Origin of the sequence: Roseovarius sp. THAF27 (assembly GCF_009363655.1) — a bacterium.
GTDB lineage: Bacteria > Pseudomonadota > Alphaproteobacteria > Rhodobacterales > Rhodobacteraceae > Roseovarius.
Genome location: NZ_CP045393.1, coordinates 999,228 through 1,024,303 on the forward strand (window position 1 = coordinate 999,228; position 25,076 = coordinate 1,024,303).

The window sequence follows — 25,076 nt, forward strand, 5'->3', positions numbered from 1 at the left end:
GGCCCGTTGGCTGCCTCTCAAACATGAATATACGCAATTCGCGGAAGGAATCGAAACAAAAATGACCGACTTCGGTCAAAAAATGTTGTTAGTCAAAAATTAGGTGCTAACGTGGTGACCAACTGCAAAGGGGAATCGCGTGTTCAACTACGGATACTTTTCCTTCGACTCGAAGGACGACCTTCTGAAGAAGGCGGCGGAATACTGGAATCCGGGCAAGGTCAGCTTCTGGAAGGAAGCCGGCACGCCGATGGTGATCGACCGCCGCGAGGGATATTTCCTTTACGACATGTCGGGCAAGCGGCTGATCGACCTTCACCTGAATGGCGGGACCTACAATTTCGGGCACCGTCATCCCGAGCTGGTCGAAGTGCTCAAGTCCGGGCTCGATTACTTCGACATGGGCAATCACTGGTTCCCCTCCGTCGCCCGCGCGGCCTTTGCCGAGAAACTGGTCGCGACGGCGCCGCACACGAAATACGCGATCTTCGGGGCAGGCGGGGCCGAGGCCGTGGAAATCGCCCTGAAAACATCGCGTTACGCCACCAAGCGGCGCAAGATCGTGTCGATCATCAAGGGGTATCACGGCCATTCCGGCCTGTCGGTCGCGGCCGGGGACGAACGCTTTTCCAAGATCTTCCTGTCGGAAAAACCCGACGAGTTCATCCAGGTGCCCTTCAACGACGTCGATGCGCTGGAGCAGGTGCTGAAGAACCGTGACGTGGCCGGTTTCATCATCGAGACGATCCCGGCGACTTACGGGTTTCCCATGCCCGAGGAGGGTTATCTCAAGGCCTGCCAGGATCTGTGCCGGAAATACGGCACCAAGTTCATCGCCGACGAGGTGCAGACCGGCCTGATGCGGACCGGCACGATGTGGGGCTGGCAGGGATACGGCCTGACGCCCGACATGTTCGTTTGCGGCAAGGGGCTGGGCGGCGGCATCTACCCGATCAGTGCCTGCCTTGCCACGGAGGAATGCGGCCAGTGGCTGGTCGAGGACGGTGCGGCCCATATCAGCACCGCCGGCGGCTCTGAGTTGGGCTGTCTTGTCGGGCATCACGTGATCGAGATGCTGCAACGTCCCGAGGTTGTTTCGAACGTGCATTTTGTGGCGGAGTTCTTTGCCCGCGGCATGGAAGAGATGATGGCGCGCCACAGCGACATCTTCGTGGGCGTGCGCCAGCGGGGCGTCGTTCTGGGGCTGGAATTCGACCACCCCGAAGGGGCTGTCGCGGTGTCGCGCGCGCTTTATGAAAATGGCGTCTGGGCGATCTTCTCGTCGCTCGACAAGCGCGTGCTGCAGTTCAAGCCGGGCGTCGTGCTGGATGTCGACACCTGCCAGGAGATCATGGACAGGTTCGATGCGGCCATGCCGCGCGCACGGGAACTTCTGAAAAGCATGAGGCGGGCAGCATGAGCGAGCAGGCTACACTGGACGCGCCGCGTCTTTCGGTCCCGGACAGGGAACTGTCGCGTGCCCGGATGAAAGTGGGCCGCGCGGCATGGGCGGCGCGCTACTACAAGGATTTCAACCGCGATGCGGTGCTGGCCATCGCCGAGGCCGTGGCCAAGGCAGGCTACGAGAAAGCGGCGCAGTTCGCCGAGGAGGCGGTGGCCGAAACCGGATTTGGCGTGGTGGAGCACAAGACGATCAAGAACCGTCTTTGCACCCATGAGCTGCTGGACTACTACCGCGACCTCGACCTGGTGACGCCCCGCGTCGACGAGGCGCGCAAGATCATCGAATTGCCGAAACCCGCCGGCGTGGTCTTTGCCCTGGCGCCCGCGACCAACCCGGTCGCGACGGTCTATTACAAGGCGATGCTGGCAATCCTGAGCCGCAACGCCATCGTGCTCAGCCCGCATCCGGCCTCCAAGTCGGTTTCGGCGGCCGCGGCCCGGCATATCGCACAGGCGGCCGAGGCCGCGGGCGCCCCCGCCGGCCTGATCCAGTGCGTCGAAAACCCGTCGGTGCCGCTGGTGCAGGACATCATGGCCTCCGACCGGATCAACGTCATCCTTGCCACGGGTGGCACCGCGATGGTGCGGGCCGCCTATTCCTCGGGCAATCCCGCGCTCGGGGTGGGGCCGGGCAATGCCGTGGCCTATATCGACCCGACCGCCAGGGTGGATGCCGCCGCGCGCTGCCTGGTCGAAAGCAAGGCGTTCGACAATTCGGTGCTTTGCACCAACGAAAGCGTCGCGATCACGCTGGGCAGCAACCGGGGCAACATGGAGCGCGCGCTGCGGTCCGCCGGGGCGCATGTGTGCAACGCCGCCGACACCGACCGGCTGCGCGACTACCTGTTCACCGAGAAGGGCTTCAACCTGGAGGCCATCGGAAAGAGCGCCGCCTGGATCGCCGAGCGCGCGGGCCTGCGCGTGAATCCGTCGACGAAAATCCTCGTGCCGGTGGTGGAAACGCCGGGCCAGGACGACCTGCTTTTCCGAGAAAAGCTGTGTCCGGTGCTGACGCTGACCGCCGCGGGGGATTTCGAACAGGCCCTGACATTCGCCAAGCACACGACGCGGCGCGGGGCGGGGCATTCGGCGGCGTTCCACGGCGAGGATACCGACCGGCTGGTGGCCTTCTCGCAGGGCGTGCCGGTCTATCGCGTGGTGGTCAACGCGCCGTGTTCGCAAGGCGCGGCGGGGTTCGCCACGCATCTGCCGCCGTCCTTCACCATCGGGACCGGCTTTGCCGGGCGCTCCTCGATCGGCGAGAATCTTGGGCCCCAGCACCTGGTCCAGTGGACGCGCATCGCCTATGGCAAGGACGCGCCGGCGGACCTTGGCGGCGTAGACCTCGATGCGGTCTCGTCGGGACGCGCGATGCCTGCGGCCCCCGCCGACTCATCGCAGCCTGCGGACCCTCAAGGGTCGGGTGACGTCAGTCGCGACGAGTTGCGCCGGCTTATCCTGGAAGAACTGCGCAGCCTGAAAGGGGGTGACGCATGACCGATCTTCGTGCGTCGATCTTCATCGATCAGCTTCAGCCCCAGACGCTGGCCTATATCTCGACCTGGATGCGGGGCACGCTGCCGCGTCTTCGGATGGCGGCGCAGATCGTCGAAATCGCGCCCGGGCTGGATGTCGAGGCGCTGACCGATACGGTGCTGAAAAGCGCCGATGTCCACGCCGGCCTCCTGGTGGTCGAACGCCAGTTCGGCACGCTGCAATTCCATTCGCGCTCTACCGCCGAGGTGCATTCCGGGGCCGCGGCCATTCTTGAGGCGCTTGGAAAGACAGCTGACGACGTGGCGCCGCCCAAGATCCTTGCCTCCAAGCTGGTCACGAACGTGGACGACCAGCACGCGTTTCTGATGAACCGCAACAAGCTGGGGTCGATGGTGCTTGGCGGTGACAGCATCTACCTGCTGGAATGTCAGTCCGCCGCCTATGCGATCCTTGCCTGCAACGAGGCGGAAAAGGAAGCGGACGTGAAGCTGATCGACATGCGGATGATCGGCGCGAACGGGCGGCTGTACATGGCCGGGACCGAGGCCGATGTCCGGAATGCGAGAAATGCGGCAGAAGGCGCATTGCGTGATGCAGGAGCGTCGTGATGTCAGCCCTGAGGGACGAGATCCGCGCGATCCTGCGCGAGGAGGTTGCCGCGCTGCGCAACGAGGCGGGCGGCATGACGCCCGCGCGCGAACAGGTGCGTATAGCCTCCGGCGCCGACCTGACCCGCTTTGCCCAGGAGCTGGTGCAGCGGGCCGCCGAGCCGGGCTTTGCCGACCGCGTGGCGCGGGGCGAGCTGGTGTTCGACCTGGCCACCCCGATGCCCTCGGCCGCGCCGGCCGCTGCCGCGCCGCCGATTGTTACCGGGCCCCGACGCACCGCGCCGGACCGGCTGGACAAGTCGCTGATCACAGAGCGCGACATCAATGCGCTCTCCGCGTCCGCCCGCAGCCTGCGGATCGCGCCATCAAGCCGGCTGACGCCGCTTGCGCGCGACGAGGCGCGGCGTCGCGGCATCCGGATCGAAAGGGATAAGACATGATACAAGCGCGTGTGATCGGAAAGGTCTGGTCGACCCGTCGCGTAACGTCGCTGCCACGCGGCGCGCTGCTGGAGGTGGAAACGGACGGCGGCGGCAAGCTCATCGCCTTCGACCCGCTTGGATGCGATACCGGCGAGACCGTCCTGGTGACGCAAGGGTCTGTCGCCGCCAGTTACTTTCAAGGCGACACGGTGCCCGTGGACGCCCTGATCATCGGCTCCATCGACGACAAGAAATAACAGTCAAACATGAAGGAAGATACTCATGGCTAACTTAGCAATCGGAATGATCGAAACCAAGGGATACGTCCCCGCGCTTTCCGCGGCGGACGCCATGGTCAAGGCCGCGAATGTGGAAATCGTCGCGCGCAACGAAGTCGGCGGCGGGCTCGTCTCGGTTGTCGTCAAGGGCGACGTCGGCGCGGTCAAGGCCGCCACCGAGGCGGGCGCAGAGGCGGCCAGCCAGGTCGGCGAAGTGACCGCGGTGCATGTCATCCCGCGTCCGCATGCCGATCTTGGCAAGCATTTTTCGGCCGCGGCCGTTTCCAAGTAATCCCGGGCAGGGGGACAGGACAGGATCATGACGGAACTTCGCGTATATCTGCCGATCAAGGATCTGCAGCCGCAGTTCGCGGCCTATCTGTCCTCGCCCCTGCGGGCGCGCGCCTATCCGCCGTTCCGCGGGCAGAACTCGCTGATCATCGAGGTCGCGCCCGCGCTCAGCATCCACCGCATCGCCGACCTGGCGCTGAAGGAGGCCCCGGACATGGAGCCGGGCATCCTGTTTACCGAGCGCCAGTTCGGGCTGCTGGAGCTGCATGCCGACGACATGAAGGATCTCGACGCCGCGGGGCGGGCGATCCTGAAGGGGATCGGTGCCAAGCATACCGATCAGCTTGCGCCGAAGGTGCTGTACCATGACATCATCGAGGACCTGTCGGACCAGCACGCCATCATCTTGAACCGATCGCGTGACGGGTCCATTCTCGTGCCCGGCGTGGCGCTCTTGATCTACGAGATGACGCCGGCGCTGTTTGCCTGCGTCGCCGCCAACGAGGCCGAGAAGGCCGCGCCGGAGGCGGTGATCAACGACGTCCAGATGATGGGCGCGACGGGGCGGGTCTTTATGTCCGGCAGCCTGGAGGACATGAAGGTCGCAAGGGACCGGATCACGGAGACATTGAACGAAATCAAAGGCCGCTCCGCTTGAACGGAGCGCAATAAACCAACCAACAGGAGAGAAAAATGAAAAAGGGAATTTCTAGAAGACAGTTCGTCGGTCGTTCGGCCGCATTGGCCGGCCTGGTCGCCGCAGGTCCACTCAGCCCCGCTTTCGCGGCGCGCAGCGACCGGATGAACATCCTTTGCTGGGAAGGCTACAACTCGGACGAAGTGCTTGGACCGTTCCGCGACGCGCATCCCGACGCGACGGTGCGTGCCGAAAGCGGCACGTCCGACCCCGACATGATCAACAAGCTTCGCGCCGGGGAAACCTCGGTCTGGGACCTGATCAACGTCAACCAGCCCTGGGCGCGCGACCGGCTTTACCCGGAGAACCTGATCAAGCCGCTCGATAAGGATCGCTTCCTGCCGTATTTCGACAAGATGCTGCCGTCCTTCAAGAACCCGCCCTACGAGCTGTCCTTCGCGGATGACGGGGAACTGATCGGGATGCCGCAGCGCTACGGTCCGTTCAGCTTTGTGGTGAACACCGACAAGATCAGCCGCGAAACCGCCGAGGAGCAGGGCTGGAACCTCTTCCTCGATCCGGCGATGAAGGACCGTTACGGCGTTCTGACCTATGACAACTGGAACGTCATGCACATGTGCCTGACCGCCGGGCTGAACCCGTTCGAGCCTGTCGAGGGCGACAATGTCGAGAAGTTCCGCGAAACCGCCCGGACGATCTTTGGCGGCGCCAAGCTGATGACGGACGATCTGGTGGCGATGAACACCGCCCTGATCAACGGCGAGATCGACGCCTATTTCACCGGCGGCACTTATACCGCATCGCCCGCGCGCTATGACGGCGCCACGAATGTCCGCGCGATCACGCCCCTGTCCGGGCCGGTCGACGGCAAGGGCGGCGTGGTCTGGATCGAGTTGACCTCGCTGGTCAACAACCCGGACCCGAGCGACCTGGCGCAGGACTTCCTCGAATTCGTGCAGACGCCGGAAATCTCCAAGGCCGTGGCCTTTACCGAGGGCACGTACAACCCGGTCAGCCAGATGGGCGACGAGGCCGTCATGGCGCTGTTCGACGCGGATGAACTGGACGCGATCCAGATGGATTCGCTCGAGGAGGAGATGTCACGCTCGCTCGACTACCAGGTCGTGGCCTCCTACGACACGCTGATCGACATCTACACCCAAGAGCGCCGCTCGTAGGCGCGTTCGGTCCCGGCGCCTGGGGCGCCGGGACCGTCTCTTCTGATTTTCCTATTTTCAAGGGTAGAGCATGAATTCCTCGCCTTTTCTGAGCCTGCGCGGCGTCGTGAAGTCCTTCGGGAACTTCACCGCACTTGATCGGATCGATCTCGACATCATAGAGGGCGAGTTCTTCACGATCGTCGGCCCCTCCGGCAGCGGTAAATCGACGCTCATCCGCCTGCTCGTGGGCATGGACGACCTGACGGGCGGTGAAATCCGGTTGCGTGACAAACGCATCGACGACACCCCCGCGAACAAGCGTCCGACCTGCATGGTGTTCCAGTCGCTGGCGCTGTTTCCGCACATGACGGTCGGCCAGAACATCGAGTTTCCGCTGAAACTGCGCAAGGAAGCCCCGGACCGCCGCAAGGCCAGGGCGCTGGAGCTGCTTGACCTGCTGCGCCTGCCGCAAAGCTATTACGACAAGCGCGTCTCGCAATGCTCCGGCGGCGAGAAGCAACGCGTCGCCCTGGCGCGCGCACTGGCCTTCGACCCCGAGATCCTGTTCTTCGACGAACCGCTTTCGGCGCTCGATTACCGGCTGCGCAAGACGCTGGAAAAAGAGCTGAAGGACCTGCACGCCCGCACCGGCAAGACCTTTGTCTACATCACCCACTCCCTCGAAGAGGCGATGGTGATGTCGGACCGGATCGCCATCATGAAACAGGGCAGGATCGAACAGATCTCGGTGGCCGACGAGATCTACGGCGCGCCGGTCAGCCGGTTCGTGGCCGAGTTCATGGGCGAAGTGAACCTGTTCGACGTGACGGTTGCCGCCGATGGGTCGGTGTCGAGCGATGTTCTGTCGAGCCGGTCCGGAGTGAAACTGAAACCGGCGGGGCAGGGGGCGCGTGGCCTGCTCATGGTGCGCCCCGAGTATGTGGGATTTGCGGACTCCGCCGATGCCTTCGACTTTACCCTGTCCGGTCCGCTGCACGGGGAATACGCGCTTGGATCGCGCATCCAGTACGAAATCGAGACCCCGACCGGCATGGTCACGGTCGAAAAGCTTCGCGAGGACCGGCGCAGCGTGTCCGAGGGCGAAACGCTGACCGTCGGTTTCAATGTCGAAAACACGCATTTCATCGACGAGGCCCCATGAAGACCCTCGATCAAAAACTCGGGCTCTTCTCGGCCCTGCCGGTGGTGGTGCTGCTGGGGCTGGCGTTTCTTGCGCCGCTGCTGGTGGTGGCGCTGTTCTCGATCATGCCGCCCAAGGTCTTTTCGCTCGCCAATACGCCGGACTTTTCGGCCTATGCGGTGTTCGTCCAGCAGGGCTATTACAAGTCGCTCCTGTGGTCGCTGGGAATGGCGCTGGCCTCCACCGTGATCCTGCTGATCGTCTGCTGGCCGCTCGCCTACGCCATGGCCAAGATTTTCAAGCGGTTCACGCTGGTGCTGACCATCGCGATCGTCATGAGCCTGTTCGTGTCGGAGAATATCCGACTTTTCGGCTGGGTCCTGACCCTGATGAAAGGCGGCCTGATCGAAGGACATTTCCGTGCCTTCACCGGCGTCGGGTTCGACAGCCCGCTTTACGGCGTGCCGATCATCGTCTTCGGTCTTGTCTATGTCTACCTGCCCTTCATGCTGTTCCCGTTGGCGCAGGGCATTGCGATGGTGCCCGACGACACACGCCAGGCCGCCTATGACCTTGGCGCGTCGCGCTGGCAGGTCCTGTGGCAGATCGAGATCCCCCTGGCCGCGCCCGGCATCGTCGTGGGCTCGCTGCTCAGCTTCGTGCTGGCGGCGGGGGCGCTGGCCGAATCCAAGATCCTCGGCGGGCAGGCCGTCATCGCCATCGCCGACGACATCGAAACCGCGTTCACCTTCGGCCAGAACTGGCCGCTGGGCTCTGCCCTGTCGATGGTGCTGATCGTGATTATCGGCACGCTTGCGCTCTTCGGTGTCTCGAAGGTCGATCTTGACGCCATCATGGGAAGGAAACGCTGATGAACGCCAGTCGTCTGACCCGGACCGTCCTGTTCATCTACGGGATCGCGATGATCGCGTTTCTGTACCTGCCGCTGGTGTCGGTGGGCTTCGCGTCCGTGTCGCAGGCGCGGTATCTCACCTTTCCGATCCGGCGCTACTCGACCAAGTGGTACGGCGAAGCACTGGAAAGCAGCACCGTCAGCGAGTTGCTGCTGACCTCGCTTTCGGTCGCGGTCGTGGTCACCATCGTGTCGCTGGTCTTCGCGTTCTTCGGCGCGCTGGCCTTTGCCCGGTATCAGTGGCGCTTTCGTAACGCGTTTCAGAAACTGATCCTGTTGCCGATCTTCTTTCCGCAGACCGTTCTGGGCCTGGCGCTGTTGATGTGGTTCAACTCGCTTGGCATCATTCCCACCTGGAAGACGGCGGTCGTGGCCCACCTGGTCTGGATCACGCCGATCGCCACGCTGATCGTCGCCATCCGTGCCTACAGCTTCGACCCGGCGCTGGAGGAAGCGGCGCGCGACATGGGCGCAGGCACCTTCACCGTCCTGCGCGAGATCACGTTGCCGCTGCTTATGCCCGGACTGGTGTCGGCGGGCCTGTTCGCCTTCCTTCTCAGCTGGGGCAACTTCCCCCTGTCGCTGTTCACCACCGGCGCGGATTCGACCCTTCCCGAATGGCTCTATGCGAAGATGGTGTCGGGCTATTCGCCGCTCGTGCCCACGCTTGGCATCATGTCCGTGGTCGGATCGTTCCTGCTGATCCTGTTCGCCTTCGCGGTGGTCTGGCTGATGCGGGCAAACAAAGAGGCCAGAACGGCCCAGGACTGAACCAACACAAGACCACACCAACACGGAGGAAATTTCATGCTTACGTCACTCAAAGGCAAAAGCGTCATCGTCACAGGCGGGTCCAAGGGCATTGGCCGCGGGATCGCCACGGTCTTTGCGCGGCAAGGCGCGAAGCTGACGATCGCCGCCCGCAACGAGGATGACCTGAAAAAGGCCGCAAGCGAGATCGAGGGCGATGTCCGCTACGAAGTGTGCGACGTGGCCGACTGGGACTCGGTCAAGGCCATGGTGGACAGCACCGCCGAGGCGCAGGGCGGCCTGCACGTGCTGTGCGCCAATGCCGGCGCATTCCCGCAGACCAAGATGATCGACATGGACCCCGCCGAATGGGACCAGGTCATGGCCACGAACCTGCGCTCGTCCTTCCTTTGCGTGAAAGCGGCGATTCCGCATTTCGAGAAGGCGGGCAAGGGCCGGGTCGTGATCACCTCGTCCATCACCGGACCGCATACGGGCTTTCCGGGCTGGGCGCATTACGGGGCCTCGAAATCCGGTCAACTCGGCTTCATCAAGACGGCGGCGATGGAATTGTCGCGCTACAACACCACGATCAATGCCGTGATGCCGGGCAACATCTATACCGAAGGTTTGCAGGATCTCGGCCAGGACTATCTCGACACGATGGCCGCGTCGATCCCGCTCAAGCGCCTGGGGGATGTCGAGGATATCGGCAATGCCGCGCTCTTTTTCGCGTCGGACGAAGCCGGCTACATCACCGGCCAGCAAATCGTTATCGACGGTGGCCAGATCCTGCCCGAATCGCTCGAGGCGATGGAAGAGATCTGACGACCGAAAGAGACGACAGGAAGGGAGATCGCGATGTCCGGATCGGATATGCCACTGGAAGAATTGCTGCGCCATCTTGACCGGCTCGCGCAGCAGTCGCTCTCGCTGTGGGACGTTCCCGACGGGGCCAAGGCGCGGCTGATCAACGTATCGGAAAACGCGACCTACCTGGTGGAGGCGCCGGACGGCTACAGGTCCGTCCTGCGCATCCACCGCGAGAACTATCATTCGCACCGCGCCATCGAGTGCGAGCTTGCCTGGCTCGAAGCGCTCGACCGCGACGGGGTGGTCACCACGCCCGGTTATTATACCGGCAGGAACGGTGACCCGATCCAGCGCGGCAAGGTCGATGGCCTGCCCGATGCCCGCTACATGGTCCTGTTCCATTTCGTAGAAGGCTCGGAGCCCGATGAAAGCGGTGACATGACCGAGGGGTTCGAGGAACTGGGCACCATTGCCGCGCGCTGTCATGACCACGTGCTGGGATGGGACAAGCCGAAGGACTTCGAGCGCCTGACATGGGATGCCGACGCGATGTTCGGCCCCGAGGCGACATGGGGCGACTGGCGCGACGCGCCGGAGGTCACGCCGGAGGTCGCGCAGGTGCTGGAAAAGGTGGAGCAGACGATCCGCGATCGGCTCGATGCGTTCGGCAAGGCGCCCGACCGCTTCAACCTGATCCACGCCGACATGCGTCTGGCCAACCTTCTGGTGGATGCCAACGGCACCCGCCTGATCGATTTCGACGATTGCGGCTGGGGGTGGTTCCTTTACGATTTCGCCGCCGCCATCAGCTTTATCGAAGACGACCCGCGCATTCCCGCCATGCGCGAGGCCTGGGTGCGCGGCTATCGCTCCGTCCGCGAAATGAGCGACGAGGAAGAGGCCGAGATCGACACGTTCGTGATGCTGCGGCGGATGGCGCTGCTGGCTTGGATCGGCAGCCATATCGAGGCGCCCGAGCCGCAGGAACTGGCGCCGGGTTTCGCGGCCGTGACGGCGCGGCTGGGCCAGGCCTTTATGGACAGGATCGGGGCCTAGCCCCCGTTGGCAAGAGGGACCGACATGAGCAACTGGAAAACCGCGTTCCGCAGCTTTTACTACGAGACCGCCGAAGAGCCCGAGGACATCGCGCTCGATCCGGCGAGCACCGCGCTGCTGGTGATCGACATCCAGAACACCTATCTCGAAGCTCCGGACGACGACACCGAGGCCCGACGCTGGCAGCCGTTTTTCGACCGGATGAACGATATCGTCATTCCGAACAACGCGCGGCTGATCGAATGGGCGCGTGCGGAAGGGATCGAAGTGATGTTCGCCCGGATCGCCTGCCAGACGGAAGACGGCCGCGACCGCTCGCTCAGCCAGAAGAAACCGGGGTTCAACTATCTGCTCTTGCCCAAGGGGCGCGAAGACTGCCAGATCGTCGACGCGCTCGCGCCGAAAGGCGACGAGATCGTGGTCACCAAGACCACCGACAGCGCGCTCACCGGGACCAACCTGCGGCTGATGCTGCACAATATCGGCATCCGCCACGTGATCGTGTCAGGCATCTTCACCGATCAATGCGTCAGCTCGACGGTCCGCTCTCTGGCCGACGAGAGCTTCGAGGTGCTGGTCGTGCATGATGCCTGCGCGGCGGCCACGGATGCCTTGCACGAAGAGGAGCTGAAGATCATCAACATGATCTACTGCCACGTCGTGGGGATGAGCGACCTGGACGGGTTTGTCACTCGCGACTGAAGCGCGCCGGTCAGCAGGTCAGGACGGGATGCCCCGGCGCCAGGACACCGGAGCGGTTTCGTCCTTGATATCCGATCGTCCGACTGACCGCGCTCTGGTGTTGGCCGGGGGCGACGGGGGCGAAGCCCCGGTCGCGCTTCAGACCCGAATGCCGTAGAGGGATCGGGCGGCTTGCGTGTCGTCGAAACGCGCCGCGACCTCCTGCAGGCCTTCGGCGAAGGAGGCGGCGTGCTCGAACCGTGTGTGCGGCCAGTCGCTGCCCCAGACGAAGCGACCGGCGGGCAGAAGGCCGGTCAGCCGGTCGAGATGCGCGCGGGTGTCCCGCGTGCCGCGATAGGGCGCGCTCAGCTTGACGAAGAAGCGTTCCCGGTTCGGGCAGGCCTCCAAGGCATCGAGCCAGGGCTCGGCCTGCGCGTCCTGCGATATCGGCAGGCCCATGTGGTCGATGACGACGGCGACGGGCGACCCGGCCAGGGCAGGCAGGTAATCTGCCCATCGGTCGCTTTCGAGCTGGACCTCGACATGCATCCCGTGCGCGCGAAGAAGGTCGAGGAACCGGCGCACCTGTCTGTCCGCGGGATCCGGCAGCGCCGCGCCGGCGACGAGGTTCCAGCGCACGCCGCGCACCCCCGCCACTGCGAGGTCGCGGAGGTCGGATTCGGGCGTGTCCATGCCGAGGCATGCAATGCCGGCGAACCGATCCTGGTCGAGCAGCGACAGTGCCTTCAGAAGCTGGGAGTTGTCCGTTCCCAGAAAGCTGACCTGCACGATGACTCCGCCGCGCAAACCATGATCGGATTGAAGCCGCAGCCATGTGTCGAGCGGTGCGGGCGCGTGCGGGACATACCGGGCGCCCGGCACCGCACGGATGTGTTCGTAGACATGGGCGTGACAGTCGAAATTTATCACCGGGAGTCCTCAAGTTATATACTTATATATAGAACTAGTTGACTGGCGTGGTCAACACGCGTATACCCGGCGTCGGAGGAGACCACATGGCCCAGGCATTGAACGTCAGCGACGACCGGCTTCCGGCTTACCTGCGTCTGCGCGACGATATCGCCCGCCGGATTGCCGCGGGCGAGTGGAAACCGGACGAGGCTCTGCCGTCCGACAACCGCTTGGCGGCGGAACACGCGCTTTCGGTCGGCACCGTGCGGAAGGCCTTGCAAAAACTCTCCGACGAGGGACTTCTTGAACGGCGCCAGGGCGCCGGGACGTTCCTGCGCAAGCCCGCCTTCGATGCGACGCTGTTCCGGTTTTTCCAGGTGCGCGAGCACGGTTCGGAACAGAGCATTCCCACCAGCCGCCTGATCTCGCGCGCGCTGGTGACGCCAACCGAGCATGTGGCCGCCGCGCTGGGGACGACCGAGGTCATCCGCATCGAACGCCTGCGCTGCCTGTCCGAGCAGCCGCTGCTGTTCGAGGAGATATACATTCCGCAGTCCCGCTTTCCCGGATTCGCGACGATCCCGGCGGACGAGATCGGTCCGCTGCTCTACCCGGTCTATTTCGAGCGTTTCGGCGTCTTCGTGGCGCGGGCCGAGGACGAAGTCAGTTTCGGCACCGCAGATCACGCCGTCGCCCAGCGTCTCGGGCTGGGCGAGGGCGCTGCTGTCGCAACCATCGAACGCACGGCCTTTGCCATGACCGGCGAAGCCGTTGAATGGCGGGTCGCCTACGGGCGGGCCGACCGATTTCGCTATCGCAGCCGTATCGGCTGAGACTTACCACCAGAGGGAGGAAACCCATGAAGACCCTGCTTATCGGCGCCAGTGCGCTGGCCCTGTCCACCGTGGCGGCTTTTGCAGAATACCCCGAACGCGCCATCGAGGTGACGATCCCGGCCCCTGCCGGCGGCGGCACCGACACGAGCGCGCGCAAGCTGGCCACCCTGCTCGAGGAAGAGCTTGGCCAGTCCATCGCGATCCTGAACGTGGCCGGCGGCGGCGGCTCTGTCGGCGTGACCCAGTTCATGATGGACAAGCCCAGCGGATACTCGCTGCTGGCGACCTGGAACAGCCCGATCACCACGGTGCCGCAAGTCCAGAGCGTCGCCTATGACATCGACAGCTTCAGCCCCATCGCGTCGACCTCCGAGACCGCCTACACGATGTGCGTGGGCCCCGACTTTCCAGCCGAGACCGGCGAGGAATTCCTGGCCGAGCTTGCGGCCAATCCGGGCAAGTACACCTATGGCAACGACGGCATCGGCGGCACGATGCAGATGGCCGCCGAGCGCATCTTCCAGGCCAAGGAGATCGAGGCTGTCGCCATTCCCTTTGGCGGGGCGGGCGAGACCTTGCAGAACTTCCTTGGCGGGCACGTCGACATCTATGGCGGTTCGATCTCGCCGGTGCTGCCCTATACCGAGTCCGGCGAGGCCAAGTGCCTGATCGTGACCTCGGCCGCTCCGGTTGACGCGTTGCCGCAGGCCGCGGGCCTGGAAACGCTGGGGCTTGGCGACGAGGAAACGCTTTTGTGGCGGATGGTGCTGGCACCTGCAGGCCTCGATCCGGCCATTGCGGAGCGCCTGTCCGCGGCGCTGGAGAAAACCGTGAACGATCCGTCCTATGTCGAGTTCCTTGCGACGAAAGGCGAGATCCCGAATGTCGTGACCGGCGACGCGCTCGCCGTGCGGCTGCGCAACGAATACGACGCGCTTGCCAAGGTCGCCGAAAAGCTGGGCCTGGGCGGCTGATGGAACGGCGGCAGGATATCGTTCTCGGCACTGTCTTTGCCGCCCTTGGTATCTTCGCGGCGGTCAAGGCCGCCGCGTATTCCGGTGCGTCGGGCACCTATCCCATGGTGCTTGGCCTGGTGCTGTCCGGTTTCGGCCTGCTGGTTGCGGGCAGGGGCGTGGTCCGGGGGCGGGCCGAGCCGCGCCCGCTGACCAACCATACCGGGCGCGTCTTCATCACCGTTGCGATCGGCGCTGTCTATCTGGCGATCGTTCCGATCCTCGGGTTCTACACCGCATCGGCGCTTGTCGTCCTTGCCCTGCCGGTCGCCCTGGGCTTCCGGCAGCCCGTCCTTCTGGCGTTGGCGACCGCCGTCTTCATCGGCATCGTGTGGGCCGTCTTCTCGATTGTTCTCGAAAAGCCGCTGCCGACAGAGTTCCGGCAAACCTTCTGACCGAGGCGATTTCATGGATATCGTGACCCAAGTTCTTTCGGGCGTCTTTGCGCTCGGGCCGGTGGCGGCGATGCTCGGCGCGTCCATCCTGGGCGTGTTCATCGGCGCGTTGCCGGGCCTCAACCCGGTCATGGCCATCGCGCTTCTGCTGCCGCTGACCTATTCGATGGAACCGCTTGTCGCGCTTGGCATGGTCGCGGGGATCTACAACGGGTCGATGTATGGCGGCGCGATTCCGGCGATCCTGCTGCGCATTCCCGGCACGCCGGCGGCCATCGCGACCACGTTCGACGGCTATCCGATGGCGCAGCGGGGCGAGGCGGCCCGCGCGCTCAAGATCGCCTGCTGGTCCTCGGCGCTCGGCGGCACCGCATCGGCCATCGCGCTGATGACGATCGGCCCGATCCTGGCGCGGGCCACGCTGGCCTTCGGACCGGCAGAGTATTTCTGGATCGCGATGTTCGGCATGGCCTCCATCGGCGTGCTGGTGGGGTCCGATGCGGCCAAGGGCCTGATGGCCGCGACCCTGGGCCTGCTGCTTGGAACGGTCGGCCTCGACCAGTTGTCCGGCGCGGCGCGCTTTACATTCGACCAGGTCTGGCTGCTGAGCGGCCTGGACCTGATCGTGATCCTCGTCGGTCTTTACGCCCTGCCGCCGGTCATCGCGCTGGCCGAGTCGGCGGACCTCAAGGGGCTGTCGGCCGCGCAGTTGAAACTTGAACCGGCAAAGGTGCCGTGGTCCGAGATCCGCGGCTTCGTCCCGACCTGGATCCGCTCGTCGCTGATCGGCATCGGTGTGGGCATCCTGCCCGGCGCCGGTGGCAACATCGCGGCCTTCCTGAGCTACAATGCGGCCAAGAGTGCCAGCGACGACCCCGACAGCTTTGGCAAGGGCAATCCCGCCGGCGTGGCGGCGGCGGAATGCGGCAACAATGCCGACAACGCGGCCTCGATGATCCCGGCGCTGACACTTGGCATTCCCGGCAACGTGGTCGCCGCGCTGGTGCTGGGCGCGCTTTTGATCCACGGTCTGCAGCCCGGACCGCAGCTGTTCCACCAGAACCCGAGCCTTGTCGGCGGGTTCATGGTGCAGATGCTGCTGACGTCGCTTTTGATCCTCGCCGTGGGCGGGGCGGCGGCAACCAAGGTCTTTGCCCAGGTCCAGCGGCTGCCGGGTGTGCTGCTGGTTCCCACGATCCTCGTGCTGATGGCCGTCGGCGTCTATGTCATCAACGGCCGGATCGTGGACTTGTGGATCATGTTTGCCGCCGGTCTTGCGGGCTATGTTTTCGAGAAGGTGAACGTCCCGCTTGCGCCGATCGTCCTTGGCCTGATCCTTGGCCCCATGGCGGAGCAGAACGTGCGCCGCGCGCTTCTGATCAGTCGCGGTGATGTCACGGAGCTGGTGACGCGACCGATCTCTGCCGTGATCGCCCTTGCCACGCTCGGGCTGATCCTCCTGCCGATCCTGTCGGCCATCTCGCGGCGGCGGCGCAGAGCCTGACCGCAGAGTCCCCCGAACGGTCGGGGAGATGTCCAGGGCGTCTCTTCCTCCAGAGACGTTCCGGAGGTCGGGACCGTGAGGCCAGGTGTGCATCCGTGGTTGGTGCTCGGACCTCCCCGGGGCCACATCTTTGACACTTGGCGGATTTGGCACGGGCCGAGATTTCGCAGTCCGGGAAGGCGGCAGGCCCGTCCCGTCTGGCAATCCGTTCCGCGTTCGGTCACGATCCGGGGCCTGCTGATTCGGTCGCGGGCCGGGCGCCGAAGCCCCAAGAAGCCGCGATGGTGTTTGGCAACGCAGGTCGTTTGATTGCACGGATTTTATGCTACGCTGACTTACTCAACCTTTATTGAATGGTTTTGACACATGCCTGACAATACTTCGAATTCATACTCTCTCAGACCATTGGAAAAGCCGGATCTGACTGCGATTACACAGTGGTTTCAGGACGTGGGGGATCTGGCGCTATTTGATCGCAACTCGCGCGTCCCCTACGATATGGCGACCTGTGAGAAACTGTGGAACATGACTGACACGCCCCAGGACCAGGACGACAAGTGCTGGTTCACGATCACATCCGAGGCCGCCGGCGTTGCGGGTATCGTCGGCCTGGAACGGATTTCGCATGTCAATCGCGACGCGGTCATAGCGCTTTTTGTCGACCGCGCGATCCGGCGACAGGGACTGGGCATTCGGGCATCTGCGCTGGTGCTGGATTTCGGATTCCGGCAGCTCGGGCTGAACCGGGTGACATCCTATTACCGCAAGGACAACGCGGGCAGCCGCGACCTGACCAGCCAGGCCGGCTTTGAAGTCGAGGGCACGATGCGGCAGGCCTGGTTTTCCGGCGGGAAGTACCACGACATGATCGTAGTCGGTCTTTTGGCGGAGAACTGGAACGCGCGGCGGGACGCGCTCGCACATGAACTTGGAGAAGAAACGGTGATCGCGTTCGGCGACGGGATGACGTCGGGATCGAAATGGCCACCGCAGAGGTCCGCAGCGCTCTGAATGGAAGCAGGATAGTTGACCCCGCAGGAACCTATTTTCAGACAGCGGCTCGGGGCTGTCCTGTTTGCCGATGTCGTCGGGTATTCCCGGCTCATGGGGCGGAACGAGATCGACACCTACAAGGCCCTGCGCGCCCTTCTGGAACGGCTCGAGGCGGCCTGTGTCGAGCACGGCGGGATGTTCGTCGACGTCAAGGGCGACGGTATCCTCGCGCGGTTCGACACGGCGACGGATGCGGTGCTGTTCGGCGTCGAACTGCAACGCATCACCGAGCGCAGCAATGCCGCCGTGCCCCTGGCCAAAAAGATCAGCTTTCGGGTCGGGATCCACCTTGGTGAATTCCTGCTCGACGACCGCGGCATTCATGGCGACATCGTGAACATCGCGGCCCGACTGCAGGAGATCGCAGACCCCGGTCGTGTCTTCGTCAGTTCCAGCGTGTACGAGCAGGTTCGCGACAAGCTGCGCCTGGGCTACGAGTTTCTTGGCCCGCAGATGCTCAAGAACATCGAGCAGCCGATCCCCATCTTCTGCATCCGCACCGAAGTCGAGGGCGCCACCATGGCGGCCACGGTTCGACCATCGTCGCCGTCGATGCAGTATAGCCGGCCGGACACGCCCTCGATTGCCGTTCTTCCCTTCGATATTCGCGGCGGCGACGACTCCGAGAGCTGGTTTGCGGAAGGGTTGACCGAGGACATCATTCTGGCGCTGTCAAAGTTCAAGAACCTGTTCGTCATCAATCGGAACACGAGCTTTGCGTTCAGGACGCAGGACCTGCCCCCAAGCCAGGCCGCGGCGAAGCTGGGGGTGCGCTATGTCGTGCGCGGCAGCGTTCAGCGCGCGAAGACGAAGCTGCGGATCAAGGTCGAACTGATCGATACGGATTCATCCCGGACGATATGGGGCGAAACCTACAAACGCGATCACGAGGACATCTTCGAGATCCAGGACGAAATGACCTCGTCGATCGTCGGAGCGGCGGCGGTCCTGGTCGAGGCAGAGGAACGTCGCCGGTTCAGTGCGTCGATCCCTTCGGATCTTGCGGCCTACGGCTTTGTGCTGCGGGCCCAGCAGTTGATCTTCAAATACACCCGGCAGGACAACGAGCATGCGCGGATGCTGTACGAGCAGGCCCTGTCACTGGACGGGAAATATGCCCGTGCCTCGGCGGCCTTGTCGCGGACCCTGAACATCGACTGGCGCTATTCCTGGAACGCGGACGGCGACGAGGCGCTCGACACCGCTCTTTCCTATGCCCGTCGCGCCGCCGACCAGGACCCGACGGATGCTCGCGCCTTCGGAGAACTCGGTTTCGTGCACCTGTATCGAAAGGAACACGAAGCGGCGCTGGGGGCGTATGATCGAGCGCTCAAGCTTAATCCGAACGATGCAGACCTTTTGTCGGATTACGCGGATGCCCTGGCGCATTCCGGGCAGAACGAGGAGGCGATCCAGCACCTGCAACGGGCGATGCGGCTGAACCCGTTCTTCCCGGACCAGTACCTGTGGCACCTTGGCGGGGCTTACTATAACCTCAAGCAATATGACGCGGTGATCGAAACCGTCAGCAAGATGAACAACCCGACGGAGGGGCAGCGGATGCTGGCGGCGAGCTATGCGCAGCTGGGCCAGACCGAACTGGCGCGCAAGATCGCGGAGAAGCACCGCACCGTGCATCCGAACTTTTCGATCAAGCGGTGGGAACAGATCATTCCCGACCGCCTGGAAGAGGACACGCAGCATTTCCTGGAAGGTCTGAAGAAGGCCGGGTTCTGACGGGGCTATCAGGCCTCGCCAAGGACCCATCCTTGAAACCAACTGCCATTAACCAAGGTTCAAGTGGCGCTTCAGTCGCCCGATCCACGTGCTTTCGCGCCACTCACTTTGGCACCGCTTACCTTTGCGCCGCTTACCTTGGCACCACTGACCTTAGCGCCGCTGACCTTGGCCCCACTGACCTTCGCGCCGCTCACGCCGCCACCGTCACCGGCAAAGTAGGCCTCCAGCAGGACCTGCTCGAACATGCCGGTCGAGACGTCCATGCGCATGGTCTGATCGGCCTTGTCATAGTTCCAGACCCGGATGTCGTTCGCGATCTGGAAGTCGGCGGCGGCAACGCCGCTTTTCGAGGGGTCGCTGGGGGCGCGTGCCCCCAGGTTACCGGGCAGGTCGCCATCGGTGGCGCTTTGACCCTTGCCATGAACGAGAAAGATCACGGGTTCCGGCAGATCGAAATACGTGCCTTCGTGGGCGAAGCCGTAGATCTTGGCGAAAGCGGGCGACTGCTCGCATTCCTTGTCGTCGGCCAGGGCGAACTGTTCGTCGAGATGCTTGTTGCCGCCAAGGCTTCTGGACGGGCTGCGCTTGTAGACAAGATCATCGAGAATGCGGCCGAACAACAGCACTTCTGAAAAGCTCAACAATGACTCCGACATGATGTCCTCTTTTAAAATGTATTTCAGGCAGGATGCCACAAACTCGGAGGATCGCCAAAGGTATTTGCGCCGCTACGGGTGCGGCACACGCGTCCGGACCGACGCCGCGTGGCTGTTGCCATCGGGATCGGCAAGTCGTGGCCCCACCCGCGCCAGACCAATGTCGCGCACGCGGAAATTGCCTTCGATGATCTGTTGGTACGCCCCGCCGGAGATATCGCGATCAACGGCCAGCAGCGCCTCTTCGACATGCGAATAGCTCAGCCCGTCCGCGTCCAGCATATCCCACGCGTCCGCAAGATAAGAGCCCATCAGGTCCCGCGCTTCCAGGAGCGCGATGCGGAAACCTTCGGGATCCCGCGCGTAGCGCTCGTCGAATAGGGCCTGCATCACGGTGCTGTAGTCGGGCGTGCCTTCGAGCCGATCGGACAGGTCTTCGATCTCGGGCGTAATCAGGCCGTGGTCCAGCAACCGTTCGTGGAACACGTCGATCAGGATATCGAACAAGGCGCCGGTCAGCGGTTCCGACAAGGCGTGTTCGCTTGTCCAGCCGCACGCGAAATCGGACAGGAGCCTGTCGTTGGCCGCCATGCGGATCTGGGCCGTCTGTGCCGTTTCGGCGAACCGATTGAGGCGATTGTAGGTGTAGAGGTTGCCCCGCGTTTCGTCGAGCAGCGTCTCGACCACCGACCCGAAATGCAGCGACGCCAGAAGTGCGACCATGTCGGCGGCGGATTCGTGGAAGCCGTAATATTCGCCCGATGCGTTTTCGTCCGAGGGCAGGCCGATGACGCTGTAGATCAAGGCGTGCCCGATTTCATGGGCGACGACGTCGAAATTCAGGCTGTATGGCCTGTATTCTCCCCCGTGTTCCGTGGTGCCGCCGGTTTCAAGGAACCCCCAACCGATATGCGCATTGTCGAGGCCGGGCAGCAGGGACAGTTCCAGCTTGTCGTAGTCGGACTCGAAGTGCCACGGGATCCGGCGCCCGAAATACCCTTCCCAGACATCCATCGTGAAATGCGCCGAGCCGAATAGATGCGCCGCCTCGAATTCCGGGGCATCGGGCGCGATGTGGATGAAGTTGCCGTATTCATCCGGGATGGCCGGCGCGTTGCGCTGCCCGTGCCAGGGCGGCAGGTACATACCCGGCCCTACGGGCCCGGGAACGATGGCGCCATAAGGTATGGTTTTGCCGACTGGGTCGACCACGTACATGCGCGGCCCCGACGGACCGGGGCCGATCGTGCCGGGCGGGGCCGAGATTTCGACCAGTTCCAGTTCCGCGGCGGCCTCTCCGAACGGGGATTGCGGAAACAGAAGAAAGCGCGTGCCCGGCGCTTCGTCCTCTGCGGCGTAATCCGGAAACTGCATCAGATCCTCCGTTTCGTCCTGGCGCGTGCTCCATGCGCGCGGGTCAGCCCCGGCTCCCGGCGCTCTGGGTGTCACCTTCATCTGGGTTATACCGGAACTCGCGTGCGATGAGCGCGATAAGTTCGTCGCGGCCTTCCAGCCCGAGCGATCGGGCGAACCTGTCCGGATCGTTAGGCACCGCGCGGCCGAGACGGGTTTCGAAGAACCAGACCAGCAGGCGCAGCCGGTCCGGCGATGCCTGCGGGCCGGCATCTTCGGCGGTGGTCCGGGCCTTTGCCTCGGCCCGGTGCTTCAGCTTGGCATAGGCGCCCGTCCAGCGCAGCTCGGACAGGATATGCGCGTCCAGCCCCGGCGACCGTGCGGCGCGTGTGTCTTCTATCAGGGCGGCCTCCGTCAGCAGGGTCTCGTAGCTTTGCCCGTCAAGGTCGTTCGCGTCGAGCCAGGTGAGCAGGGCGTCACGGCGGGACAGGGTATTCCGGCGCCGATGGCTGTCCATCACCGCGCGCAGGGTGTCGCGGTCCGCCTGCGCACCGCGACGTGCGGCATCCTCCAGGGCAAGGCTGCGCAACATGGCCCGGTCACGTGTGGCTTCGTATCTTTCGGGGTCCAGTCGCAGTTCGTCCAGCACGGCCCCGGCGGCGGCGGTTCCGGTTTCGCCTTCCGCCTCGATACGCCGCACGAGACCCTGCCAGACCAGCGTGCGCTCGACCCTCTGCGCCTCTGTCCCGTCGCTTCGGGCCTCGCTTGCGAGGAATGCGGCCATGTGGTCCAGCATGGATCGGGCATCGTCGCCTTTGGCGTCGACCTTTCCATCGGGAAGCCAAGCGAAGAACGCTGCAAGGCCCGGCTCATGCAGAAGCCGCGCCGATATTTCGTCCCAGGTGCGGGTCTTGTAGTGGAGCGATTTTGCGGTTTCGGTCAGAAGCGCGGCCGCGTCGGGCGTCAGGACCTGCGCGGAGATGGCGCGTTTCACCGTGGCGCGGACGGAGACCATGGGCTCGCTCAATGCCACGAACCCAAGCTCTGCCGGACCGTGCAGGACGGCGACTTCGTCATCGTCGGCGATCTCGCCTTGCAGGTAGGACTCGAATATCGCACCGACGCCGATCATGCCGAAGTCGTGCAGTTCGGCGGCCCGCAGGGCGCCCATGCTGGCGCTTCCGAAGACCGGAATGCCCTGCTCCATCGCCCAGAGGATTTCCTTGTGCCAGACCGACGGCACCCCTTCGAAATAGCCGTCGATGATACCGATGGCCGGTGGGCGCCGACGCGCCGCGCGATAGACGTCGCCCTGGGCCACGGGGGGCAGCACCTCGGCATCGAGCACGGTCCGAATATCCTGGGCGGCGATGGTCGGGCCTGCAAAGATCACGGGCGTCATGCGGCACCTGCCTGCAATGCCCGTGCCCTTGGGCCGGCGACGAAATCCGGGTCGTCATGCGGTGCCTCGAGCCCCGGAATGACCGCGCGGATCACGGAAATCCCGATGTCCGGGCGCGACAGGTCGACCGTCACGACCTGGTCCATGCCGGCGGAAGACAGGCGCTGCAGCAACCATGCCAGGTCATCCTCGAAGGTTTCCGTCGTCGCGTTCGGGGCGTTGGTGAAACGGCGCTCCGGCCTTGCGCCGGCGATCAGGTGACGCACGTAGCGCCCCCTGGCCGCCACGGCCCGGGTCGTGAATTCCGAAGGATCGAGATCGTCGCGTGCGCCGGAAATGTAGGTCAGCCGGGTCTGCGCCGCCTCGGTCACCGCGCGCAGAAGGGCGATGGCGCGGTCCGGGTGGCAGCCGTCCCCGATCCCGATATGGCCTTGGATGTCGCCTGCCTCGCAGATCATGCAGCGAAAGGCGGGCACGCCGATATCCGACGTTGTCTCCCACAGCCCGATGTCCAAGCCGGCCCCGACCACTCGATTGAGCGCGTCGCGGCACCGGGGGTCGTCAACCGATGCGGGGTCGATCCGCGTGTCCCCGGACCCGTGATGCCAAAGCGTTGTCGCGTCCCGCTCGATCAGTTCGCAGATCGCGTGACAGGTCGCCTCGGTCGTGTCGTTGCCGGAGGCAAGGCCGTTCGTGGTACGCGGGAACGTTCCGTGCCCGCCATCGGGTGGCCCGGTATAGTCGGTGTCGACCATCTCCAGCGGCACCCAGCAGGCGGAATCCTGACCCAGATCCCGCCCTTCGACCCACAGGATCCGGCGATGCGGGTCGAACCTGGCGCCGGTGACGTCCGGCAGGCGCATGACGTCCGCGACCGCCACCTCGGCCTGCAACCCGGCAAAGGACTCGCGGCGGATCGGTCGTACGACCCTTTCAGCGTGCCAGGTCTCGACAGCCTCCATGACGCCCGAAACCCGCGCCGCCTCCAGCGACAGCCCTTTGCCCAGCGACACCGCGACCGAGCGGGAATTCGGCCGCGTCACCATGACCGTCGGCAAGCCGATACGGTCGAGGCCCGTCAGGTTGGCGATGCGGGTGATGCCCATGCGGGACAGATGCGGCCGGACGCGCTCCAGCGTTTCGGCGGGATCGCACAGGCGATGCGTATCAAGCAGGTATTCTTTCCTGGACGACATGCGAATGACTTTGCTTTCAGCGGCTTCGACGGAAATCGGTAATCAAATGCGGCGATGACACATCTCCGCTTGCAAGAGTGATCCATCGCCCGTCGCCGGTCAATGTGGCCGATGACGAACGATGTCTTGCCCGCATCATTCTCCAGATTTCGAAAAAGTGGTATAACCGACGAAGGCCGGAGCCCACCGAACGGAGCCAACGGATGCTGAACGGTATTCCCGAAGACGTTTATCACTGGATCGGATATCTTGGTGTCGCGCTGTATCTCGGGGCGTATGCCTTGCTGCAGACCGGGGTGATCCGCGGGAACGGCTATGCTTACGTGATCCTGAATTTCCTCGCGGCGTCCTTCGTTCTTGTCGGTTTGACGGTCGCGTTCAGTTTGTCCTTGGCGATTGTTCCGATCCTCTGGATCCTGATCAGCGTCGTCGGGCTTGTCCGCATGTTGCTGCTGGATCGCATGGCCCGATTGAACGAGGAGGAAAGCGCTTTTGTCGACAAGATCTTTCCGGAGTTCTCCAAGACAACGGCGCGCAGGTTTCTTGACCATGGTATCTGGCTCGATGCCGAACCGGGCATCAGGATCACGCAGGAACACGAGCCGGTCACGCATCTGACCTTCCTGGCCCGCGGCTCGGCCGACGTATTCTCGTCGTCGGAGCGGATCGGCAGGGTTGTTTCCGGGCTGGTCGGCGAATTGAACGTCATGCAGAAGGGGCCCGCATCCGCGACCGTGCGCACGGCAGAGCCAAGCCGCATCTTCATGATATCGTCCGAGGCCCTGGCGGAGCTGGCGGCGACGGATGTCGAATTCCGGCGCGGGCTGGAAAGCGGGATGAACCTTGACACCCGCAGCAAGCTGGTTGCCGCCAACAAGGCCCTGACACGACAGAAGGCAGCGGCAGAGTGACCGAGAGCGGGATCCTGATCTTTCTGGTCCTGATACAGGTCAAACATTATCTCGCGGACTTCCGATGGCAGACGGGTGACATGCTTGCGCACAAGGGGGAGTTCCTGCACCCGGCCGGGTTAGCGCATGCAGGGCTTCACGGTCTGCTGAGCGTGCCGGTCATGGCGCTTGCGGGTCTGGGCGGGCCCGGTCTGATCGTCGGGCTGGCATTGGCCGAGGTTTTCGTGCATCACGTGATCGACTGGAAAAAGGCCAACCTTCAGAAAGCAAATGCTGATCTTGGCGAGGCCGGGTTCTGGAGGCTGGTCGGGCTGGATCAGGCCGCACATCAGCTGACCTATGTGGCGATACTTGCGATCGGTCTGCTGTAGTT

General features: G+C 63.9%; 27 protein-coding genes. 22 read left to right on the forward strand and 5 right to left on the reverse strand.

The window, feature by feature from the left end:
- The first annotated feature begins 139 nt into the window (after window positions 1-139).
- The 14 genes from FIU89_RS05050 (at window position 140) to FIU89_RS05115 (ending at window position 11,753) form a co-directional block, all read left to right on the forward strand.
- A complete protein-coding gene (locus tag FIU89_RS05050; RefSeq protein WP_152491584.1) occupies window positions 140-1,420 on the forward strand; it encodes an aspartate aminotransferase family protein in 1,281 nt (426 codons plus the stop codon).
- On the forward strand, window positions 1,417-2,961 hold the full coding sequence (locus tag FIU89_RS05055) for an aldehyde dehydrogenase family protein (protein ID WP_152491585.1): 1,545 nt from the start codon (window positions 1,417-1,419) through the stop codon (window positions 2,959-2,961). The genes FIU89_RS05050 and FIU89_RS05055 overlap by 4 nt, the downstream gene beginning before the upstream one ends.
- Window positions 2,958-3,569 carry a BMC domain-containing protein gene (locus FIU89_RS05060; protein ID WP_152491586.1) on the forward strand — a complete coding sequence of 204 codons (612 nt, stop codon included), beginning with the start codon at window positions 2,958-2,960 and terminating at the stop codon, window positions 3,567-3,569. Before FIU89_RS05055 ends, FIU89_RS05060 begins: the two co-directional genes overlap by 4 nt.
- Entirely contained in the window at window positions 3,569-4,009 is a 441-nt protein-coding gene (locus FIU89_RS05065; protein WP_152491587.1) for a hypothetical protein, read from the forward strand. Before FIU89_RS05060 ends, FIU89_RS05065 begins: the two co-directional genes overlap by 1 nt.
- Window positions 4,006-4,248, forward strand: coding sequence for a EutN/CcmL family microcompartment protein (locus FIU89_RS05070; protein ID WP_152491588.1), 243 nt, complete (start codon window positions 4,006-4,008; stop codon window positions 4,246-4,248). Before FIU89_RS05065 ends, FIU89_RS05070 begins: the two co-directional genes overlap by 4 nt.
- 25 nt (window positions 4,249-4,273) lie before the next feature.
- A complete protein-coding gene (locus tag FIU89_RS05075) occupies window positions 4,274-4,561 on the forward strand; it encodes a BMC domain-containing protein (RefSeq protein WP_152491589.1) in 288 nt (95 codons plus the stop codon).
- Between the two features lie 27 nt (window positions 4,562-4,588).
- Window positions 4,589-5,218, forward strand: a complete 630-nt coding sequence (locus tag FIU89_RS05080) for a microcompartment protein (RefSeq protein WP_152491590.1) — start codon at window positions 4,589-4,591, stop codon at window positions 5,216-5,218.
- A gap of 35 nt (window positions 5,219-5,253) precedes the next feature.
- Window positions 5,254-6,396, forward strand: coding sequence for a PotD/PotF family extracellular solute-binding protein (locus FIU89_RS05085; RefSeq protein ID WP_152491591.1), 1,143 nt, complete (start codon window positions 5,254-5,256; stop codon window positions 6,394-6,396).
- Window positions 6,397-6,466: 70 nt separating this feature from the next.
- Window positions 6,467-7,540, forward strand: a complete 1,074-nt coding sequence (locus FIU89_RS05090; RefSeq protein WP_152491592.1) for an ABC transporter ATP-binding protein — start codon at window positions 6,467-6,469, stop codon at window positions 7,538-7,540.
- Complete coding sequence (locus tag FIU89_RS05095) at window positions 7,537-8,391, forward strand: ABC transporter permease (protein WP_152491593.1); 855 nt, start codon at window positions 7,537-7,539, stop codon at window positions 8,389-8,391. Before FIU89_RS05090 ends, FIU89_RS05095 begins: the two co-directional genes overlap by 4 nt.
- On the forward strand, window positions 8,391-9,203 hold the full coding sequence (locus FIU89_RS05100; RefSeq protein WP_152491594.1) for an ABC transporter permease: 813 nt from the start codon (window positions 8,391-8,393) through the stop codon (window positions 9,201-9,203). Before FIU89_RS05095 ends, FIU89_RS05100 begins: the two co-directional genes overlap by 1 nt.
- Window positions 9,204-9,239: 36 nt before the next feature.
- Complete coding sequence (gene fabG / locus FIU89_RS05105) at window positions 9,240-10,010, forward strand: 3-oxoacyl-ACP reductase FabG (RefSeq protein ID WP_152491595.1); 771 nt, start codon at window positions 9,240-9,242, stop codon at window positions 10,008-10,010.
- Window positions 10,011-10,043: 33 nt separating this feature from the next.
- Window positions 10,044-11,051 (forward strand): phosphotransferase enzyme family protein, encoded by a 1,008-nt coding sequence (locus FIU89_RS05110; protein ID WP_216647050.1) that lies wholly within the window; start codon window positions 10,044-10,046, stop codon window positions 11,049-11,051.
- Between the two features lie 24 nt (window positions 11,052-11,075).
- Entirely contained in the window at window positions 11,076-11,753 is a 678-nt protein-coding gene (locus FIU89_RS05115) for a cysteine hydrolase family protein (protein WP_152491596.1), read from the forward strand.
- Between the two features lie 138 nt (window positions 11,754-11,891).
- Here the strand turns inward: FIU89_RS05115 and FIU89_RS05120 are convergent, their stop codons facing one another.
- A complete protein-coding gene (locus tag FIU89_RS05120) occupies window positions 11,892-12,662 on the reverse strand; it encodes an amidohydrolase (RefSeq protein ID WP_152491597.1) in 771 nt (256 codons plus the stop codon).
- 86 nt (window positions 12,663-12,748) lie between these two features.
- Here FIU89_RS05120 and FIU89_RS05125 point away from each other — a divergent pair, with 86 nt between their 5' ends.
- The 6 genes from FIU89_RS05125 to FIU89_RS05150 all read left to right on the forward strand — a co-directional run bounded on the left by FIU89_RS05125 (window position 12,749) and on the right by FIU89_RS05150 (window position 19,182).
- Window positions 12,749-13,477: a GntR family transcriptional regulator gene (locus FIU89_RS05125; RefSeq protein ID WP_152491598.1), complete on the forward strand. Its 729-nt coding sequence runs from the start codon at window positions 12,749-12,751 to the stop codon at window positions 13,475-13,477.
- A 26-nt stretch (window positions 13,478-13,503) separates the two neighbouring features.
- Entirely contained in the window at window positions 13,504-14,454 is a 951-nt protein-coding gene (locus FIU89_RS05130) for a tripartite tricarboxylate transporter substrate binding protein (protein WP_152491599.1), read from the forward strand.
- The gene (locus FIU89_RS05135) at window positions 14,454-14,888 is read left to right on the forward strand and encodes a tripartite tricarboxylate transporter TctB family protein (protein WP_152491600.1); all 435 of its coding nucleotides are present in this window, start codon (window positions 14,454-14,456) and stop codon (window positions 14,886-14,888) included. Before FIU89_RS05130 ends, FIU89_RS05135 begins: the two co-directional genes overlap by 1 nt.
- A 13-nt stretch (window positions 14,889-14,901) precedes the next feature.
- On the forward strand, window positions 14,902-16,392 hold the full coding sequence (locus FIU89_RS05140; RefSeq protein ID WP_152491601.1) for a tripartite tricarboxylate transporter permease: 1,491 nt from the start codon (window positions 14,902-14,904) through the stop codon (window positions 16,390-16,392).
- A 366-nt stretch (window positions 16,393-16,758) separates the two neighbouring features.
- Window positions 16,759-17,403: a GNAT family N-acetyltransferase gene (locus tag FIU89_RS05145; RefSeq protein WP_152491602.1), complete on the forward strand. Its 645-nt coding sequence runs from the start codon at window positions 16,759-16,761 to the stop codon at window positions 17,401-17,403.
- A 93-nt stretch (window positions 17,404-17,496) separates the two neighbouring features.
- Window positions 17,497-19,182 carry a tetratricopeptide repeat protein gene (locus FIU89_RS05150; RefSeq protein ID WP_152491603.1) on the forward strand — a complete coding sequence of 562 codons (1,686 nt, stop codon included), beginning with the start codon at window positions 17,497-17,499 and terminating at the stop codon, window positions 19,180-19,182.
- A gap of 71 nt (window positions 19,183-19,253) precedes the next feature.
- Here the strand turns inward: FIU89_RS05150 and FIU89_RS05155 are convergent, their stop codons facing one another.
- The 4 genes from FIU89_RS05155 to FIU89_RS05170 form a co-directional block, all read right to left on the reverse strand.
- Window positions 19,254-19,841, reverse strand: a complete 588-nt coding sequence (locus tag FIU89_RS05155) for a hypothetical protein (protein WP_152491604.1) — start codon at window positions 19,839-19,841, stop codon at window positions 19,254-19,256.
- Window positions 19,842-19,913: 72 nt separating this feature from the next.
- On the reverse strand, window positions 19,914-21,215 hold the full coding sequence (locus tag FIU89_RS05160) for a hypothetical protein (protein ID WP_172978029.1): 1,302 nt from the start codon (window positions 21,213-21,215) through the stop codon (window positions 19,914-19,916).
- Window positions 21,216-21,258: 43 nt separating this feature from the next.
- A complete protein-coding gene (locus FIU89_RS05165; protein WP_152491605.1) occupies window positions 21,259-22,596 on the reverse strand; it encodes a TfuA-like protein in 1,338 nt (445 codons plus the stop codon).
- Window positions 22,593-23,792 (reverse strand): YcaO-like family protein, encoded by a 1,200-nt coding sequence (locus tag FIU89_RS05170; protein ID WP_152491606.1) that lies wholly within the window; start codon window positions 23,790-23,792, stop codon window positions 22,593-22,595. Before FIU89_RS05170 ends, FIU89_RS05165 begins: the two co-directional genes overlap by 4 nt.
- Window positions 23,793-23,995: 203 nt before the next feature.
- On the opposite strand from FIU89_RS05170, the gene FIU89_RS05175 reads away from it, so the two are divergent.
- The gene (locus FIU89_RS05175; protein WP_152491607.1) at window positions 23,996-24,703 is read left to right on the forward strand and encodes a cyclic nucleotide-binding domain-containing protein; all 708 of its coding nucleotides are present in this window, start codon (window positions 23,996-23,998) and stop codon (window positions 24,701-24,703) included.
- Window positions 24,700-25,074: a DUF3307 domain-containing protein gene (locus FIU89_RS05180; protein WP_152491608.1), complete on the forward strand. Its 375-nt coding sequence runs from the start codon at window positions 24,700-24,702 to the stop codon at window positions 25,072-25,074. Before FIU89_RS05175 ends, FIU89_RS05180 begins: the two co-directional genes overlap by 4 nt.
- Window positions 25,075-25,076: the final 2 nt, after the last annotated feature.

Bases quoted from the DNA above. Each gene is read 5' to 3' on its own strand.
- FIU89_RS05065 (WP_152491587.1), top strand. From the start codon at position 3,569: ATGTCAGCCCTGAGGGACGAGATCCGCGCGATCCTGCGCGAGGAGGTT.
- FIU89_RS05140 (WP_152491601.1), top strand. From the start codon at position 14,902: ATGGATATCGTGACCCAAGTTCTTTCGGGCGTCTTTGCGCTCGGGCCG.
- FIU89_RS05080 (WP_152491590.1), top strand. From the start codon at position 4,589: ATGACGGAACTTCGCGTATATCTGCCGATCAAGGATCTGCAGCCGCAG.
- FIU89_RS05175 (WP_152491607.1), top strand. From the start codon at position 23,996: ATGCTGAACGGTATTCCCGAAGACGTTTATCACTGGATCGGATATCTT.
- FIU89_RS05115 (WP_152491596.1), top strand. From the start codon at position 11,076: ATGAGCAACTGGAAAACCGCGTTCCGCAGCTTTTACTACGAGACCGCC.
- FIU89_RS05155 (WP_152491604.1), bottom strand. From the start codon at position 19,841: ATGTCGGAGTCATTGTTGAGCTTTTCAGAAGTGCTGTTGTTCGGCCGC.
- FIU89_RS05075 (WP_152491589.1), top strand. From the start codon at position 4,274: ATGGCTAACTTAGCAATCGGAATGATCGAAACCAAGGGATACGTCCCC.
- fabG (WP_152491595.1), top strand. From the start codon at position 9,240: ATGCTTACGTCACTCAAAGGCAAAAGCGTCATCGTCACAGGCGGGTCC.
- FIU89_RS05165 (WP_152491605.1), bottom strand. From the start codon at position 22,596: ATGACGCCCGTGATCTTTGCAGGCCCGACCATCGCCGCCCAGGATATT.
- FIU89_RS05160 (WP_172978029.1), bottom strand. From the start codon at position 21,215: ATGCAGTTTCCGGATTACGCCGCAGAGGACGAAGCGCCGGGCACGCGC.
- FIU89_RS05095 (WP_152491593.1), top strand. From the start codon at position 7,537: ATGAAGACCCTCGATCAAAAACTCGGGCTCTTCTCGGCCCTGCCGGTG.
- FIU89_RS05150 (WP_152491603.1), top strand. From the start codon at position 17,497: ATGGGGCGGAACGAGATCGACACCTACAAGGCCCTGCGCGCCCTTCTG.
- FIU89_RS05135 (WP_152491600.1), top strand. From the start codon at position 14,454: ATGGAACGGCGGCAGGATATCGTTCTCGGCACTGTCTTTGCCGCCCTT.
- FIU89_RS05110 (WP_216647050.1), top strand. From the start codon at position 10,044: ATGTCCGGATCGGATATGCCACTGGAAGAATTGCTGCGCCATCTTGAC.
- FIU89_RS05070 (WP_152491588.1), top strand. From the start codon at position 4,006: ATGATACAAGCGCGTGTGATCGGAAAGGTCTGGTCGACCCGTCGCGTA.
- FIU89_RS05085 (WP_152491591.1), top strand. From the start codon at position 5,254: ATGAAAAAGGGAATTTCTAGAAGACAGTTCGTCGGTCGTTCGGCCGCA.
- FIU89_RS05130 (WP_152491599.1), top strand. From the start codon at position 13,504: ATGAAGACCCTGCTTATCGGCGCCAGTGCGCTGGCCCTGTCCACCGTG.
- FIU89_RS05090 (WP_152491592.1), top strand. From the start codon at position 6,467: ATGAATTCCTCGCCTTTTCTGAGCCTGCGCGGCGTCGTGAAGTCCTTC.
- FIU89_RS05100 (WP_152491594.1), top strand. From the start codon at position 8,391: ATGAACGCCAGTCGTCTGACCCGGACCGTCCTGTTCATCTACGGGATC.
- FIU89_RS05145 (WP_152491602.1), top strand. From the start codon at position 16,759: ATGCCTGACAATACTTCGAATTCATACTCTCTCAGACCATTGGAAAAG.
- FIU89_RS05170 (WP_152491606.1), bottom strand. From the start codon at position 23,792: ATGTCGTCCAGGAAAGAATACCTGCTTGATACGCATCGCCTGTGCGAT.
- FIU89_RS05060 (WP_152491586.1), top strand. From the start codon at position 2,958: ATGACCGATCTTCGTGCGTCGATCTTCATCGATCAGCTTCAGCCCCAG.
- FIU89_RS05125 (WP_152491598.1), top strand. From the start codon at position 12,749: ATGGCCCAGGCATTGAACGTCAGCGACGACCGGCTTCCGGCTTACCTG.
- FIU89_RS05055 (WP_152491585.1), top strand. From the start codon at position 1,417: ATGAGCGAGCAGGCTACACTGGACGCGCCGCGTCTTTCGGTCCCGGAC.